The organism is Pseudomonas sp. SED1 (assembly GCF_034044025.1).
GTDB lineage: Bacteria > Pseudomonadota > Gammaproteobacteria > Pseudomonadales > Pseudomonadaceae > Aquipseudomonas.
Window position 1 is genome coordinate 1 of record NZ_JAXCIS010000069.1, and the last position, 13,752, is coordinate 13,752.

The 13,752-nt window shown below is 61.5% G+C and carries 13 protein-coding genes; 5 read left to right on the forward strand and 8 right to left on the reverse strand.

The window, feature by feature from the left end; translation table 11 throughout:
* The first annotated feature begins 211 nt into the window (after positions 1–211).
* Positions 212–1,453 (forward strand): MFS transporter, encoded by a 1,242-nt coding sequence (locus SNL23_RS10770; protein WP_318302229.1) that lies wholly within the window; start codon positions 212–214, stop codon positions 1,451–1,453.
* Here the strand turns inward: SNL23_RS10770 and SNL23_RS10775 are convergent.
* The 4 genes from SNL23_RS10775 to SNL23_RS10790 form a co-directional block, all read right to left on the reverse strand.
* Positions 1,450–3,633 carry a xanthine dehydrogenase family protein molybdopterin-binding subunit gene (locus SNL23_RS10775; protein ID WP_318302230.1) on the reverse strand — a complete coding sequence of 728 codons (2,184 nt, stop codon included), beginning with the start codon at positions 3,631–3,633 and terminating at the stop codon, positions 1,450–1,452. The genes SNL23_RS10770 and SNL23_RS10775 overlap by 4 nt on opposite strands.
* Positions 3,630–4,619 (reverse strand): FAD binding domain-containing protein, encoded by a 990-nt coding sequence (locus tag SNL23_RS10780; RefSeq protein ID WP_318302231.1) that lies wholly within the window; start codon positions 4,617–4,619, stop codon positions 3,630–3,632. The genes SNL23_RS10775 and SNL23_RS10780 overlap by 4 nt, the downstream gene beginning before the upstream one ends.
* Positions 4,616–5,140 (reverse strand): (2Fe-2S)-binding protein, encoded by a 525-nt coding sequence (locus SNL23_RS10785; RefSeq protein ID WP_318302232.1) that lies wholly within the window; start codon positions 5,138–5,140, stop codon positions 4,616–4,618. The genes SNL23_RS10780 and SNL23_RS10785 overlap by 4 nt, the downstream gene beginning before the upstream one ends.
* A 106-nt stretch (positions 5,141–5,246) precedes the next feature.
* The gene (locus SNL23_RS10790; protein WP_076014043.1) at positions 5,247–5,693 is read right to left on the reverse strand and encodes a DUF4879 domain-containing protein; all 447 of its coding nucleotides are present in this window, start codon (positions 5,691–5,693) and stop codon (positions 5,247–5,249) included.
* A gap of 200 nt (positions 5,694–5,893) precedes the next feature.
* Between SNL23_RS10790 and SNL23_RS10795 the strand changes: the two genes are divergently transcribed.
* A complete protein-coding gene (locus SNL23_RS10795) occupies positions 5,894–7,189 on the forward strand; it encodes an NCS2 family permease (protein ID WP_003215557.1) in 1,296 nt (431 codons plus the stop codon).
* The gene (gene trmA / locus SNL23_RS10800; RefSeq protein ID WP_318302233.1) at positions 7,186–8,265 is read left to right on the forward strand and encodes a tRNA (uridine(54)-C5)-methyltransferase TrmA; all 1,080 of its coding nucleotides are present in this window, start codon (positions 7,186–7,188) and stop codon (positions 8,263–8,265) included. The genes SNL23_RS10795 and trmA overlap by 4 nt, the downstream gene beginning before the upstream one ends.
* Positions 8,266–8,306: 41 nt before the next feature.
* Here the strand turns inward: trmA and SNL23_RS10805 are convergent, their stop codons facing one another.
* Together SNL23_RS10805 and SNL23_RS10810 are read right to left on the reverse strand one after the other, a co-directional pair.
* The gene (locus SNL23_RS10805) at positions 8,307–8,774 is read right to left on the reverse strand and encodes a DUF2442 domain-containing protein (protein ID WP_076014045.1); all 468 of its coding nucleotides are present in this window, start codon (positions 8,772–8,774) and stop codon (positions 8,307–8,309) included.
* A complete protein-coding gene (locus SNL23_RS10810; RefSeq protein ID WP_318302234.1) occupies positions 8,771–9,199 on the reverse strand; it encodes a DUF4160 domain-containing protein in 429 nt (142 codons plus the stop codon). The genes SNL23_RS10805 and SNL23_RS10810 overlap by 4 nt, the downstream gene beginning before the upstream one ends.
* A 295-nt stretch (positions 9,200–9,494) precedes the next feature.
* Between SNL23_RS10810 and aroQ the strand changes: the two genes are divergently transcribed.
* Together aroQ and SNL23_RS10820 are read left to right on the forward strand one after the other, a co-directional pair.
* Positions 9,495–9,935: a type II 3-dehydroquinate dehydratase gene (aroQ, locus tag SNL23_RS10815; protein ID WP_318302235.1), complete on the forward strand. Its 441-nt coding sequence runs from the start codon at positions 9,495–9,497 to the stop codon at positions 9,933–9,935.
* Complete coding sequence (locus SNL23_RS10820) at positions 9,932–10,792, forward strand: shikimate dehydrogenase (protein ID WP_318302236.1); 861 nt, start codon at positions 9,932–9,934, stop codon at positions 10,790–10,792. The genes aroQ and SNL23_RS10820 overlap by 4 nt, the downstream gene beginning before the upstream one ends.
* A gap of 142 nt (positions 10,793–10,934) precedes the next feature.
* Here the strand turns inward: SNL23_RS10820 and SNL23_RS10825 are convergent, their stop codons facing one another.
* Both SNL23_RS10825 and quiC read right to left on the reverse strand, forming a co-directional pair.
* Positions 10,935–11,600: a TetR/AcrR family transcriptional regulator gene (locus SNL23_RS10825; RefSeq protein WP_167665221.1), complete on the reverse strand. Its 666-nt coding sequence runs from the start codon at positions 11,598–11,600 to the stop codon at positions 10,935–10,937.
* Between the two features lie 71 nt (positions 11,601–11,671).
* The gene (gene quiC, locus SNL23_RS10830; protein ID WP_318302237.1) at positions 11,672–13,570 is read right to left on the reverse strand and encodes a 3-dehydroshikimate dehydratase QuiC; all 1,899 of its coding nucleotides are present in this window, start codon (positions 13,568–13,570) and stop codon (positions 11,672–11,674) included.
* Between the last annotated feature and the right edge of the window lie 182 nt (positions 13,571–13,752).

Consider the following 13,752-nt stretch of genomic DNA (forward strand, 5'->3'; position numbering starts at 1 on the left):
CCGAGTGGTGGGGCAAAGACCTTTTGGTTACTTTTGGGGCGTTTGCCAAAAGTGACCCGCTGTAAGAGCGGAACCATAGGTGGCCGTTACCGAAGAAACGGATATGTACTCAGCCAGACTGAACATATCTCATCCCCCCAACCCACCACGCAACTATTGGTTACAAGTTGGTGATAACCTCACCGTTCCCCCACCCAGACCCGTCTCCCCGATGCCCAGTGAACCCGCGCTGCTGTTACGTCATCACCGCCCTTTCATCGCGTTCTGGCTGGCGCGGATCTTCACCGCCAGCGGCTTCCAGATGCTCACCGTGGCCATCGGCTGGAACCTCTACCAACTGACCGGCAACGTGCTGGACCTGGGTTTGGTCGGCCTGGTGGAATTCGTGCCGCGGGTGCTGTTCATGCTGCACACCGGCCATGTGGCCGACCGCTATGAACGGCGCAAGGTCGCAGCCATCTGCCAAACCGTTCAAGCGTTGATCGCGCTGTCCCTGGCGATCGGCGGACTCACCGGCAATGTCACCCGCGAGATGATTTTTATCCTGGCGTTCCTGCTGGGCGCTGCCCGCTCGTTTGAAATGCCCACCACCCAGGCCATGCTGCCGAGCATCGTGCCCACCGCACTGTTTCCCCGCGCGGTGGCGTCGTCGCAGTCGGCCCAGCAATTGGCCACCATCGTGGCGCCGGCTCTGGGCGGTTTGTTATACGCCTTCGGCAGCGTCTGGGTGTACGGCCCCACGGTGGTGCTGTACCTGATCGCCTGCGTGCTGACCCTCAACCTGCCTGCGCGCCAGACGCCGCTGAACAAGGCCAAGGCGACCATGGATTCGTTGCTGGCCGGGATTCGTTTTATCCGCAGTCGGCCAGACATCCTCGGGGCGATTTCCCTGGACCTGTTTGCCGTACTGCTGGGCGGCGCCACCGCGTTGCTGCCGGTGTTTGCCAAGGACATTCTGCTGACCGGCCCATGGGGCCTCGGGCTGCTGCGTTCGGCGCCAGCGGTCGGGGCATTGTTGATGTCGTTGTGGCTGGCACGGTTTGCCGTGGACCGGCATGTCGGGCGGATCATGTTTACGGCGGTCGGGGTGTTTGGCGTAGCTACCATTGCATTCGGCCTGTCGACCTCGTTCTGGTTCTCCCTGGCCGTATTGGTGGTATTGGGCGCAGCGGACATGATCAGCATGGTGATCCGCGCCTCGTTCGTGCAACTGGAAACCCCGGATGAAATGCGCGGCCGGGTGAGCGCGGTCAACGGGCTGTTTATCGGCGCGTCGAATCAGTTGGGCGAGTTTGAGTCAGGAATTACCGCCCACTGGTTCGGCACCGTGCCCGCCGTGGTCATGGGCGGCATCGGCACGCTGGTGGTGACCGGGGTCTGGATCAAACTGTTCCCGACCCTGGCCAACCGCGACCGCATGCATGTGCCGGTGGAAGAACCCGCCAAGGTTTAGAACACCTTGTCGAGAGTGACGGGAAAGTCCCGCACCCGCTTGCCGGTGGCGTGATACACCGCGTTGGCCACCGCAGCGGCAACCCCGACAATCCCGATCTCGCCGACGCCCTTGGAACCCAGGGCGTTAACGATCTCGTCGTGTTCTTCGACAAACAGCACATCAATCTCGCCGATATCCGCGTTTACCGGGATGTGGTACTCGGCCAGGCTGTGGTTCATATAGCGGCCTAATTGATGGTCAATTTGGGTCTCCTCATGCAACGCCATGCCGATGCCCCAGACCACACCGCCGAGAATCTGGCTGCGGGCCATTTTCGGATTAACCACCCGCCCGGCCGCAACCGCACTGACCACCCGGCTGACCTTGATAGTGCCCAGGTCCTCATCCACCCGCACTTCGACGAACACCGCCGAATGAGTGGCTGAAGCATAGCCTTCGCGCTGTTTGCCTGGCTCGCAATCCACCTGCACCTCCAGCGCCTGCTCACCGCTGTCCTGCACCAGTTGCGCCAGGGAGATGCGCTGGTCCCCGGCATGCAACTGGCCATTCTCGAACCGCGCCGACTCGGCATCTTTAAAAGCCGGATACGTCTTGCGCGCAATATCCAGCAGCTTGGCATTCAACGCCTCGCACGCCTGCTGCACCGCGCTGCCCACCGACGACACGGTAAACGAGCCACCCTGCAGCGGCGCCGTCGGCAGTGATGAATCCCCCAGCAGGAACGTCACGTCGCCCACCGATACGCCACTGGCCTGGGCCGCAATCTGGACCATGACCGTGTAAGTGCCGGTGCCGATATCGGTGGTGGCACTGCTGACCGTGAGTTTGCCCAGGTGATCGATTCGCGCCTTGGCGCTGGCCTTCATTTGCATCGCTTCCCATACGCCGCCGGCCATGCCCCAACCGATCAGTTGGCGACCGTCGCGCATGCTCCGTGGTTCCGGGTTGCGCTGGCTCCAGCCGAAACGCTCGGCACCTTCGCTGTAGCACTCACGCAAGGCTTTGCTGGACCAGGGCTTGTCTTCGTTCTGATTGCGCTCGGCGTAGTTGATCAGCCGCAGTTGCACCGGGTCGATGCCCAGGGCGCAGGCCAGTTCGTCCATGGCGCACTCCAGGCCGATCACCCCGAGCGCCGCGCCGGGTGCGCGCATGTCCAACGGCGTGAACACATCCAGCGGCACCAGTTTGTAGGTCAACAGCACGTTATCGCAGTGATAGAGCATGCCGCTCCACTCCACCACGTGCTCACTGAAATCCTCGAAGCGCGAGGTCTGGCCGATGGCGGTGTGGCCCAGGGCGAGCAAGCGACCATTCGCGGCTGCGCCCAATTGCAGGCGCTGCAAGGTGCGCGGGCGATAGCCAAAAGTGAACATCTGCTGGCGTGTAAGAGTGACGCGCACCGAACGCTTCAGGGCCAGCGATGCCATGACTGCCAGCGGCAGTTGGTACTGCGGCCGCAAGCCTGAACCGAAGGCACCACCGACAAACGCAGCGAAGATTCGCACCTGGCTCTTATCCAGGCCGAAGACTTTCTGCACGTAAGCCTGGCAGTTCTGCGGGCCCTGGGTCTTGTCGTGGATATGCAAGGTGCCGTCCGGCTGATACAGCACGGTGCTGGCGTGTGGCTCCATCGGGTTGTGGTGCTCGATGGGCGTGCTGTAGTGCAGGTCCAGGCTCGTGGCGGCGCCGGTCCATTCGGCCTGGAAGTTGCCGCGCGGCTTGGGCGGTGTTTGCGGCGATGGGTGCGCCTGGTCCTGCAAGGCCAACAGGTCGGTCTCGGAGGGTTCGGCGGCATATTCGATCTCCACCAAAGAGCCGGCATGACGCGCCAATTCCAGGTTACCGGCAATCACCAATGCCAACGGCTGGCCGCTATACAGCACGCGGTCGTTGTACAGCGGGCGAAATGGCGAGCCGTCGGCGGCATCGGCATCGGCGTAGCTGTCGTCGTAACTGGCGAGTTTCGGGCGGTTGAGGTGATCAAGCACCATCACTACCCCGGGCAGCGCCAGGGCTTTGGAAGCATCGATGCGGACAACCCGGCCCTTGGCGATGTTGCTCGACACCACGCTGCCGTGCAGCAGGCCATCCTCGGGGAATTCTCCGGCATATCGCGCTTGCCCGGTCACTTTGAGCAGACCGTCCACCCGGTCCAACGGCTTGCCGATCGCACTCATGATGTGGCTCCCGCAACAGCGGCATCGCTCAGGGCACGAATGATCGCGCGGCGTGCCAGTTTGATCTTGAAGCCGTTGTGTTCCAGCGGCTCGGCGTCCAGCAGCAAGGTTTCGGCGGCAGTGCTGAAGGTTTCGCGGCTGACGGACTGGCCGATCAGCGCGGCTTCCACCGCGCGGTCACGCCAGGGCTTGTGGGCGACGCCGCCAAGGGCCAGGCGCGCGTCTACGATCACATCGCCTTCCAGTTCCAGCGCTGCCGCAACGGATACCAAAGCGAATGCATAAGAAGCGCGGTCACGGATCTTCACGTAGTGGCTGTGGGCAGCCAGGTGGTCAGCGGGCAACTCGATCGCAGTGATCAACTCATCATCGGCCAACTGGTTATCCCGCTGGGGCGCATCCCCCGGCAACCGATGAAAGTCGGCGAACTCGATGACCCGCGCACCACCCCGACCCTGCACATGCACCCTGGCATCCAACGCGGCCAGGGCCACGCACATGTCCGAAGGATGGGTGGCGACACACTGATCGCTGGCGCCGAGAATCGCATGGATACGATTCAACCCGACCCGCGCCTGGCAACCGCTGCCGGGCTCGCGTTTGTTGCAGGGCACGGCGGCGTCATAAAAGTAGTAGCAACGGGTGCGTTGCAACAGGTTGCCGCCGGTGCTGGCCATATTGCGCAATTGCGGCGAGGCGCCGGCAAGGATGGCTTGGGACAACAACGGGTAGCGTTGTTCGATCAGTGGGTGCCACGCGAGGTCGGCGTTGCTCACCAGGGCGCCGATCATCAGGCCGCCTTCGGTGGTTTCTTCCACGTCACGAAGCGGCAGGCCGGTGATATCGATCAGGTGCTCGGGGCGGCTGATGTTTTCTTTCATCAAGTCCAACAGGTTGGTACCACCGGCAATAAACCGCGATGCCGGGCTGACCAAATGCACCGCCTCCTGCACATCCAGCGGTTTGCTGTAATGGAAGGGATTCATTGCTCACCTCCCTGCGCACGGCACGCCGGCAAGGCTTCTTCGATGGCATCGCGGATGTTGTTGTAGGCGCCGCAGCGGCACAGATTGCCGCTCATCAGTTCCTGGATTTGCGCGGTGTCGTGGGCGCGGCCTTCACGGGCCAGGCCCACCGCCGAGCAAATCTGGCCCGGCGTGCAGTAGCCACACTGAAAGGCGTCGTGCTTGATAAAGGCCTTTTGCATCGGGTGCAGGTCTTCGCCCGAGGCCAGGCCTTCGATGGTGGTCAATTCGGCACCGTCGCACATCACCGCCAGGGTCAGGCAGGCGTTCACCCGTTTACCGTTGAGCAACACGGTGCAGGCGCCGCACTGGCCGTGGTCGCAGCCCTTCTTGGTGCCGGTCAGGTCCAGTTGTTCGCGCAACAGGTCCAGCAGGGTGATCCAGGGCAATACGTCGAGTGAGTGGTCCTGACCATTGAGGGTCAAGCGTATGGAGTGGGCGACGAACGGCTGGGCCGCCGCGCCATTGGGGGTCGCGCTCATAAACACCTCACGGATTGGTGTGCAATCGCGGCGTTCAGAAAAGTCGCCGTCTTAGCGGTCCGACTTGCGGAGTTTATGAGCGTTCAAGGCAATTGATGGGTGGCGATCAGCGAATGCTGAGGGTGGTGACCAATTGGTTGCGCGGTGGGTTGATCGAGGTGTTGCTGTACTGGAACGTGCCGCCGGCTTCGACTTCCAGTTGGAACGTATAGATGTAGCCCATCAACGTTCCCGCGCCGCTGCACGCCTGGCTGATGGAGCCGACCTGGCAGATGGCGGTGCTGGTGCCGGACACCGGCGCGCCGTCGAAAAACGCCTGGGAGCTGTTGCCCAGGCCGACTTCCATCACGTACACCAGCGTCTGCCCACGGTGCGTGCACATCTGGGTGCTGGCCGCCCGTTCAGGGATGGTTTCCGTGCAATTGGCCGACTGCACCTTGAACACCCGCACCTCGCTCAACGCCGGTGCAGGCGCGCCCCACGCCGGTGCTGCACCGAGCCACAGGCCGATACAACCGAACAGAGCTAGACTCCAGGCGCTGGCTTTTTTCATGCTGTCGATGACCCTGTAATAAACGTCGGCGCAGTATGCCTCAAGGCCATGATCAAGCCTATGCGCCACTGGCCCTCGGCTGCTGGTATGATGCGCCGCTTTTTCCGATCCTCTCTGGAACCACAGCCGCTTGGCGCAGTTTGTGCTTTGACTTAGAGGTCAACAAATAACGACGCAAAATAGCGTCACAGGGAGCAGGCATGCTGGAAAAGCTGTTTCAACTCAAGGCACACAACACAAATGTGCGCACCGAGATTCTCGCGGGCGTCACCACCTTCCTGGCCATGGCCTACATCCTGTTCGTCAACCCGAGCATCCTCGGCGAGACCGGCATGGACAAGGGCGCGGTCTTTGTCGCGACCTGCCTGGCGGCGGCCATCGGTTCCACCGTGATGGGCCTGATCGCCAACTACCCGATTGCCCTGGCACCGGGCATGGGCCTCAACGCGTTCTTCACCTACACCGTCGTCCTGCACATGGGCCATACCTGGCAAGTGGCGCTGGGTGCCGTGTTCATCTCGGCGGTGCTGTTCTTCCTGCTGTCGATCTTCCGCATCCGTGAATGGATCATCAACAGCATCCCGCTGCCGCTGCGCTCGGCGATTGCGGCGGGTATCGGCCTGTTCCTGGCGTTGATCGCCCTGCACAACGCCGGCATCGTGGTCAGCAACCCGGCCACCATGGTGGGCCTGGGCGACCTGAAACAACCGGCACCGATCCTCGCCACCCTCGGTTTCGCGCTGATCGTTGCGCTGGAAGCCCTGAAAGTGCGCGGCGCCGTGTTGATCGGCATCCTGGTGGTGACCATCGCCTCCATCGTGCTGGGTTTCACCCCGTTCGGCGGCGTGATGTCGATGCCACCTTCGCTGGCCCCAACCTTCCTGCAACTGGACATCAAAGGCGCCCTGGACATCGGCCTGGTGAGCGTGATCTTCGCGTTCCTGTTCGTCGACCTGTTCGACAACTCCGGCACCCTGATCGGCGTCGCCAAGCGCGCGGGTCTGATGGGCAAGGACGGCCACATGCCGAAAATGGGCCGTGCGCTGATCGCTGACAGCACGGCGGCCATGGCCGGCTCGCTGCTGGGCACCTCGACCACCACCAGCTACATCGAATCGGCTGCGGGCGTGAGCGCCGGTGGCCGTACCGGTTTGACCGCGGTTGTGGTCGCGATCCTGTTCCTGCTGGCGCTGTTCTTCTCGCCACTGGCGGCCAGCGTTCCGGCCTTCGCCACCGCACCGGCGCTGTTGTTTGTTGCCGTACTGATGACCTCGGGCCTGGCCGAAATCGACTGGGACGACATCACCGTCGCCGCGCCGGTGGTGATCACCGCCCTGGCGATGCCATTCACTTATTCCATCGCCAACGGCATTGCCTTCGGTTTCATCGCCTGGACCGCCATCAAGCTGCTTTCGGGCCGCTACCGTGAGCTGAACCCGGCGCTGGTGATCCTGTCGATTCTGTTCGTGATCAAGCTGGGCTGGTTCAACGCATGACTTTTGACGCCGCAAGCTACACCGTTCAACTGGAAGAAAAGGTCACGCGCTTGCGTGACCTGCTGGCGCCGTTCGACGCGCCGGAGCCTCAGGTTTTCGACTCGCCGTTGCAGAACTTCCGCTTGCGGGCGGAGTTCCGCCTGTGGCGCGAAGAGGGTCAGCGCCACTACGCGATGTTCTCCCAGGACGACAAGCGCACGCCGATCCTCATCGAAGAGTTCCCGATTGCCAGCCTGCGCATCAACCAGTTGATGCCGCAGCTCAAGGCCGCCTGGCAAGCCAGCGCCGCCCTGAGCCACAAGCTGTTCCAGGTGGAGTTCCTCACCACCCTGGCCGGCGACGCGATGATCACCCTGTGTTATCACCGCCCGCTGGATGAGCATTGGCATACGGCAGCGAACAAACTGGCGGCTGATCTGAATGTCAGCATCATCGGCCGTTCGAAGGGCAAGCGTGACGTGATCGGCCGCGATTACGTGGTCGAGAAACTCGACGTCGGCGGACGTACCTTCAGCTATCGCCAGCCTGAAGGCGCGTTCACCCAGCCCAACGGCACCGTGAACCAGAAGATGCTCAACTGGGCGTACGACGCTTTGGGCGAGCGCAGTGATGACTTGCTCGAGCTGTATTGCGGCAACGGCAACTTCACCCTGCCCCTGGCCACCCGCGTGCGCAAAGTGCTGGCCACCGAAATCAGCAAAACCTCGGTGAATGCGGCCCTGAGCAACCTCGATGAAAACGCGGTGGATAACGTCACCCTGGTGCGCTTGTCTGCTGAAGAACTGACCGAAGCCTTGAACGAAGTGCGGCCGTTCCGACGCCTGCACGGCATCGACCTCAAGAGCTACGAATTCGGTAGCGTGTTCGTCGACCCGCCGCGTGCCGGGATGGACCCGGACACCTGCGAGCTGACCCGGCGCTTCGAGAACATCCTGTACATCTCCTGCAACCCGGAGACGCTGGCGGCGAACATCGCGCAACTGCACGACACGCACCGGATTACCAAGTGCGCGTTGTTTGACCAGTTCCCGTGGACGCACCATATGGAATCGGGTGTGTTGCTGACCCGGCGGTAAGTAACCAGGTGTGGGAGCTGTCCAGCTCTCACATTGGATCCTCATACATCAGTTGAATCAGCGTCCTCCAAAACCTCCTTGCGTGGCCGGCCGCCCTTCTTGCCATTGGCTCGGGCGGCGGCGGATTTGGCAGCGCTGCTCTTGCGACCGTTGCTGGAGGCTACCAGGCTCGTAGCCAGGGCCATTAACGGCTGGCTTGTGGCGATAAGGCCCGTGATGGAAACATCCAGGTCCTGGGCCTCACAGCAAAGCGCCTTTCCACCAAAACCGACCTCCAATTGCTGGAAATCCTGCAAGCTGAACCCTTCGAATTCCGGCAGCCCCGCCACAGGCAACATGACGCGACTGCCGTCGCTGAAACCAATGGATATGCAGTCATTTTCATAACGCACATTGCTGGCGTTAGCGTACAGACGCGTTGACCTGCGTCCTCGGTCTATTGCCTTGTCGATATCGGCCTCGGTGATCGGTACATACGGTAAAACTTTGGCCTTTACGATTTTTTTCATAAATCGATCTCCACAAAACCCGGCGCCCTGACCAGATTCAAAATTGTTTTCTGCCCCACAACATCGTGCCGGGCACGTGCAATCACATAAACGCCCCGCTGAATGATCAACCCGGGCAACACCTCACCGGCTTCCCAATCCCAGGAATGGTTTTCCAGGCAGACCGTTTGCAGTTTTTCCCACCAGATCCTTCGCGCCCGCGCCAGGTAATGCGGTTGCATGAGGGTGTGGCGAATCCCTTCAAGAATCGACACCGATGGCCGACGCCGTTCGGGGTCTACATCCCACAACGCCACATGCCCATCCAGAAAACTGAAACGAAACCGCGCATCCCATTCCTTGCCGGCCACATGCACATGAGGCGGGCAATGCTCATCCCTGAGAAACACCGCAATCACATGTCCTTTGTAAGTGCCTACCTTCATCGTAACCCATCCGTTAGGTTATTTTCCGCCAGGTAACACTTTTCCTCATGCACCCGACAACCGGCTCCTCTTGCTGGAGATACCGTCACAGGCTAGTTGCAGGCGCTAGTTCGTCGACTGCCGGGTTGTAACCGCTCATGGAAAGAGGGAACAACGCCCAGAAAACGAGCCACCGAGTTACACCTGCTTTCAATTGGCGTTCGGTAATCGAACGGTTCCCACCCAGGTGATTGACCAAATTAACCATCCAGTACATTTTATCGGCATACATAAAAACAACAGTGGAGAACCCTTCATGCCCCCTATCGTGCTGGTGCTCAACGGCCCCAATCTCAACCTGCTCGGCACTCGCGAGCCCGCCACTTATGGCCACGAAACCCTGGCCGACGTCGCCGCCCTGTGTGGCCGCAGCGCCGAACAGCTCGGACTGAAAGTCGAATTCCGCCAGACCAACCACGAAGGCGAATTGCTGGACTGGATCCACGGCGCCCGCGCCCGTTGTGCCGGCATCGTGATCAACCCCGCGGCCTGGACCCACACCTCGGTGGCGATCCGCGACGCGCTGGTGGCCAGTGAAGTGCCGGTGATCGAGGTGCATTTGTCCAACGTGCATGCCCGGGAAGCGTTCCGTCATCACTCGTTTGTATCGCCGATCGCCAAGGCAGTGCTGGCCGGTTTTGGCAGCCATGGTTATCACCTGGCCCTCGAACATTTCAGCAAGACCTTGAGGGGATGAACCCGGTGTCCAAACGTCGAATTCTCGCCGGCCTGATAGGCGCCGGCATCCAGGCTTCCCGCACCCCGGCCCTGCACGAGCGCGAAGGTGACGCCCAGGGCTTGCGTTACCTGTATCGGCTGATCGACCTCGATCAGTTGCAGACAGATACCCGCGCCCTGCCCGACCTGTTGATGGCTGCCGAGCAGATGAACTTCACCGGCTTGAACATCACCTACCCGTGCAAGCAGGCGATCCTGCCGTTGCTGGATGACCTTTCGCCCGAAGCGCGGGGCATCGGCGCGGTGAATACCGTGGTGCTTTGCGACGGTAAACGCATCGGCCACAACACCGACTGCCTGGGCTTTGCCGAAGGTTTTCGTCGCGGCTTGAATGATGTGGCTCGCACGTTCGTGGTGCAGATGGGCGCGGGCGGTGCCGGGGCGGCAGTGGCCCATGCGCTGCTGGGCGAAGGCGTGGAACGCTTGAGTATCTTCGACGTGGATGCCGAACGCGCCCGCAGCCTGGCGGACAACCTCAACCAGCATTTCGGCGCTGGTCGGGCCCAGGCCGGCAATGACCTGGAAAGCGCCATGGCCGAAGCCGACGGCCTGGTGAATACCACACCCATGGGCATGGCCAAGCTGCCGGGCATGCCCGTGGCGCTGGACACCTTGCGCGCCGACTTGTGGGTAGCGGAGATTGTGTATTTCCCGCTGGAAACCGAACTGCTGCGCAACGCCCGTGCCTTGGGCTGCCGCACCCTGGATGGCGGCAACATGGCGGTGTTTCAGGCGGTGAAGGCGTTTGAGTTGTTCACTGGCGAAGTGGCGGATGCCGAGAGAATGCTCGCGCACTTCGGAAGCATGAACATCTAGCTGCAGAAACGGGATCAAAAATGTGGGAGCGGGCTTGCTCGCGAATGCGGTGGCTCAGTAAAACATCCGGTGGCTGACACTCCGCATTCGCGAGCAAGCCCGCTCCCACATTTGACCGAGTTGTTCCATTAACTGTGTCAGCTCAAGCCTGCAAATAGCGCAACACCGACTCGCAGATCATCGCCCGATGCCGCTGCTTGACCGCCTCATCCGACAACTCGATCTGAAAGATCTCGCTGAAGGTGTGGCGGTTGGACACTCGATAAAAGCTGAACGAGTTGATCAGCAGGTGCACGTCCAGCGGCTCCAGCCCTTCGCGGAACAACCCCATCTCCGCACCCCGGCGCAACGTAGTGCCGAGGGCTTCGAGGATGTTGCTGTTCATCGCCTTGATCGACGTCGACTGCTTTACGTACTCGGCGTTATGAATGTTCTCGATGCTCACGATCCGCACAAAATCCACGTTCTGATCGTGGTGATCAAAGGTGAACTCCACCAGCCGGCGAATCGCTTCCCGGGGCTCCAGGGCCGTCAGCTTCATCCGGGTCTCGGTGTTGCGAATGTCGCCGTAGAGCTTCTCCAGCACCTCGACGTAGAGCTGCTCCTTGCTGCCGAAGTAGTAATAGATCATGCGCTTGGAGGTCTGGATACGCTCCGCGATCGCGTCCACTCGGGCGCCGGACAGGCCCTGCTGAACAAACTCGACGATGGCTTCCTGGAGAATGTTCTCGCGGGTCTTTTCCGGGTTGTTCTTGCGGCTCTTGCGCGGCGCAGTGGCCGCGGCGGGAAGCTCGGAAGTCAGGGTCATGGTGCGCTCACGGCCTTAGGTGCAGGCGGTGATTATGGGCCGCGCCGCACGCCGAAGGAAGCGCCAGCACCTTACAACCTGGCCTGGCGCGCCGCACCGCTGCGGGACTTGGCCATGGCCGCCAGGCGCACCGCCACGTTGGCCGCGCCGTAACCGGTGTAACCGTTCTTGCGCTGGATGATCTCGAAGAAAAACCGGCCTTCGAACGGCTCGGTGTAAACGTGAAACAGCTCACCGCCCTGGGCATCGCGGTCGTACAGCACGTTGTAGTACGCCAGCTGGCTGAGGAACTCGTCGTCGAAATCAAACCGCGCTGCCAGGTCATCGTAGTAGTTCAGCGGAATATCCAGCAGCGGCACGCCGGCATCCTTGGCCCGGCTGACTTCGGCGAAAATGTCTGCGCAGTCGAAGGCAATGTGGTGCACGCCCGAGCCTCGATAGCTCGACAGCGCGTGGGAAATCGCGGTGTTGCGGTTCTCGGAAATATTCAGCGGCAGGCGAATCGAGCTGCAGCGACTGCGCAGTGCCCGGCTTTTCACCAGGCCGTAGGGGTCGGGCAGCACCACTTCATCATCGGCCTCGAAATCCAGCAGGCTTTTGTAGAACAGCACCCAGCTGTCGAGGCTGTCGGCGGGCAAGGCCATCGCCATGTGGTCGATGCGCAGCAGGCCGCCGCTGGCAGCGCTTGCAGGTTGCAGGTTGAAGTCGGTGTCGTACAGGCCGCCTTCGTTCTGGTCCACCAGGTAGATCAGGCTGCCATCTGGTGCACGAACGGCCGCCAGCTCCAGCTCGTTGGGGCCGACCAGGCCACGATACGGCTGGCCCTTGTAGGCCACCGCACGCTCCAGGGCCTTGGCGCTGTCCTTCACGCGGATCGCCGTGGCGCACAACGACGGGCCGTGGGCCTCGAAGAAGTTATGGGCAAAGGAATAGGGTTCGCAATTGAGGATCAGGTTGATATCACCCTGGCGCAGCAGGCTCACGCTTTTGGAGCGATGCTGCCCGGCCTTGACGAAGCCCAGGCGCTCCAGCCATGAGGTGAGCTTGGCACCGAGGTTTTCATCCACGGCAAATTCCAGGAATTCAATGCCGTCGTATTCGCTGGCGGCCGGGGTTTCAAACAGAATCTCGGGGATCGGTTTGGCTTCCTCCGCCAGCCGCTGCCGGGTCTTCTCTTCAAGGTACAGCAGCGAGCGCAGGCCGTCGGCGGCATTCGCCCGGGTGGGCGCGGCGCGGAAGCCGTCGTTGAAGATTTCCAACGACAACGGCCCCGTGTAGCCGCTCTTGATGATTGGGGCGAGAAAGCCCGCCAGGTCGAATTCGCCTTGCCCGGGGAAGCAGCGGAAATGCCGGCTCCACTCCAGTACATCCATGGCCAGGATCGGCGCGTCGGCCATCTGCACAAAGAAGATCTTGTCGCCGGGAATCTCGGCGATGGCGCTCGGGTCGCCCTTGAGGGACAGCGTGTGGAAGCTGTCGAGCAACACGCCCAGGCTCGGGTGATCGATCTTGCGCACCAGGTTCCACACCTGCTGCCAGGTGTTGACGTGCCGGCCCCAGGCCAAGGCTTCATAGCCAATGTGCAGGCCACGGCGGCCAGCGTGTTCGGCCAGCAGGCTCAAGTCATCCAGCAGAATGCTTTCATCGCCAACGGAATCGGCTGACGCGTTACTGCACACCAGCACCAGGTCGGTGCCCAGCTCCTGCATCAAGTCGAACTTGCGCTCGGCCCGCTCCAAATTGCGCGCCAGGCGGTCGCGGCGGCAGCCTTCAAAATCCCGAAAGGGCTGGAACAAGGTGATGGCAATGCCGAGGTCGGCGCACATCTGCCTAACTTCCCGCGGGCTGCCGTCGTAATACAGCAGATCGTTTTCGAAGATTTCCACGCCGTCAAACCCGGCGGCCGCGATGGCTTCGAGTTTTTCCGGCAGGGTTCCGCTCAAGGAAACGGTGGCGATGGAGCGTTGCATGGGGCGACTCCCGGCATTGAGGCATGTCTTATTTACGGCAAATTATTGGCCGCTAGACTCGACACAGCAATTGAAATGTACGAACCGGTTAGTTTTATGGGCGATTATCGAACAGAATGGCAATCAGCGAATTGACGATTTTTTAGCCACTGCTCACCATCGACAGCACATTGAGTCCCGCT

Excerpts from the sequence above, each read along its gene's own strand:
- SNL23_RS10770 (WP_318302229.1), top strand. The coding sequence starts at position 212 with ATGCCCAGTGAACCCGCGCTGCTGTTACGTCATCACCGCCCTTTCATC.
- SNL23_RS10775 (WP_318302230.1), bottom strand. The coding sequence starts at position 3,633 with ATGAGTGCGATCGGCAAGCCGTTGGACCGGGTGGACGGTCTGCTCAAA.
- SNL23_RS10780 (WP_318302231.1), bottom strand. The coding sequence starts at position 4,619 with ATGAATCCCTTCCATTACAGCAAACCGCTGGATGTGCAGGAGGCGGTG.
- SNL23_RS10785 (WP_318302232.1), bottom strand. The coding sequence starts at position 5,140 with ATGAGCGCGACCCCCAATGGCGCGGCGGCCCAGCCGTTCGTCGCCCAC.
- SNL23_RS10790 (WP_076014043.1), bottom strand. The coding sequence starts at position 5,693 with ATGAAAAAAGCCAGCGCCTGGAGTCTAGCTCTGTTCGGTTGTATCGGC.
- SNL23_RS10795 (WP_003215557.1), top strand. The coding sequence starts at position 5,894 with ATGCTGGAAAAGCTGTTTCAACTCAAGGCACACAACACAAATGTGCGC.
- trmA (WP_318302233.1), top strand. The coding sequence starts at position 7,186 with ATGACTTTTGACGCCGCAAGCTACACCGTTCAACTGGAAGAAAAGGTC.
- SNL23_RS10805 (WP_076014045.1), bottom strand. The coding sequence starts at position 8,774 with ATGAAAAAAATCGTAAAGGCCAAAGTTTTACCGTATGTACCGATCACC.
- SNL23_RS10810 (WP_318302234.1), bottom strand. The coding sequence starts at position 9,199 with ATGAAGGTAGGCACTTACAAAGGACATGTGATTGCGGTGTTTCTCAGG.
- aroQ (WP_318302235.1), top strand. The coding sequence starts at position 9,495 with ATGCCCCCTATCGTGCTGGTGCTCAACGGCCCCAATCTCAACCTGCTC.
- SNL23_RS10820 (WP_318302236.1), top strand. The coding sequence starts at position 9,932 with ATGAACCCGGTGTCCAAACGTCGAATTCTCGCCGGCCTGATAGGCGCC.
- SNL23_RS10825 (WP_167665221.1), bottom strand. The coding sequence starts at position 11,600 with ATGACCCTGACTTCCGAGCTTCCCGCCGCGGCCACTGCGCCGCGCAAG.
- quiC (WP_318302237.1), bottom strand. The coding sequence starts at position 13,570 with ATGCAACGCTCCATCGCCACCGTTTCCTTGAGCGGAACCCTGCCGGAA.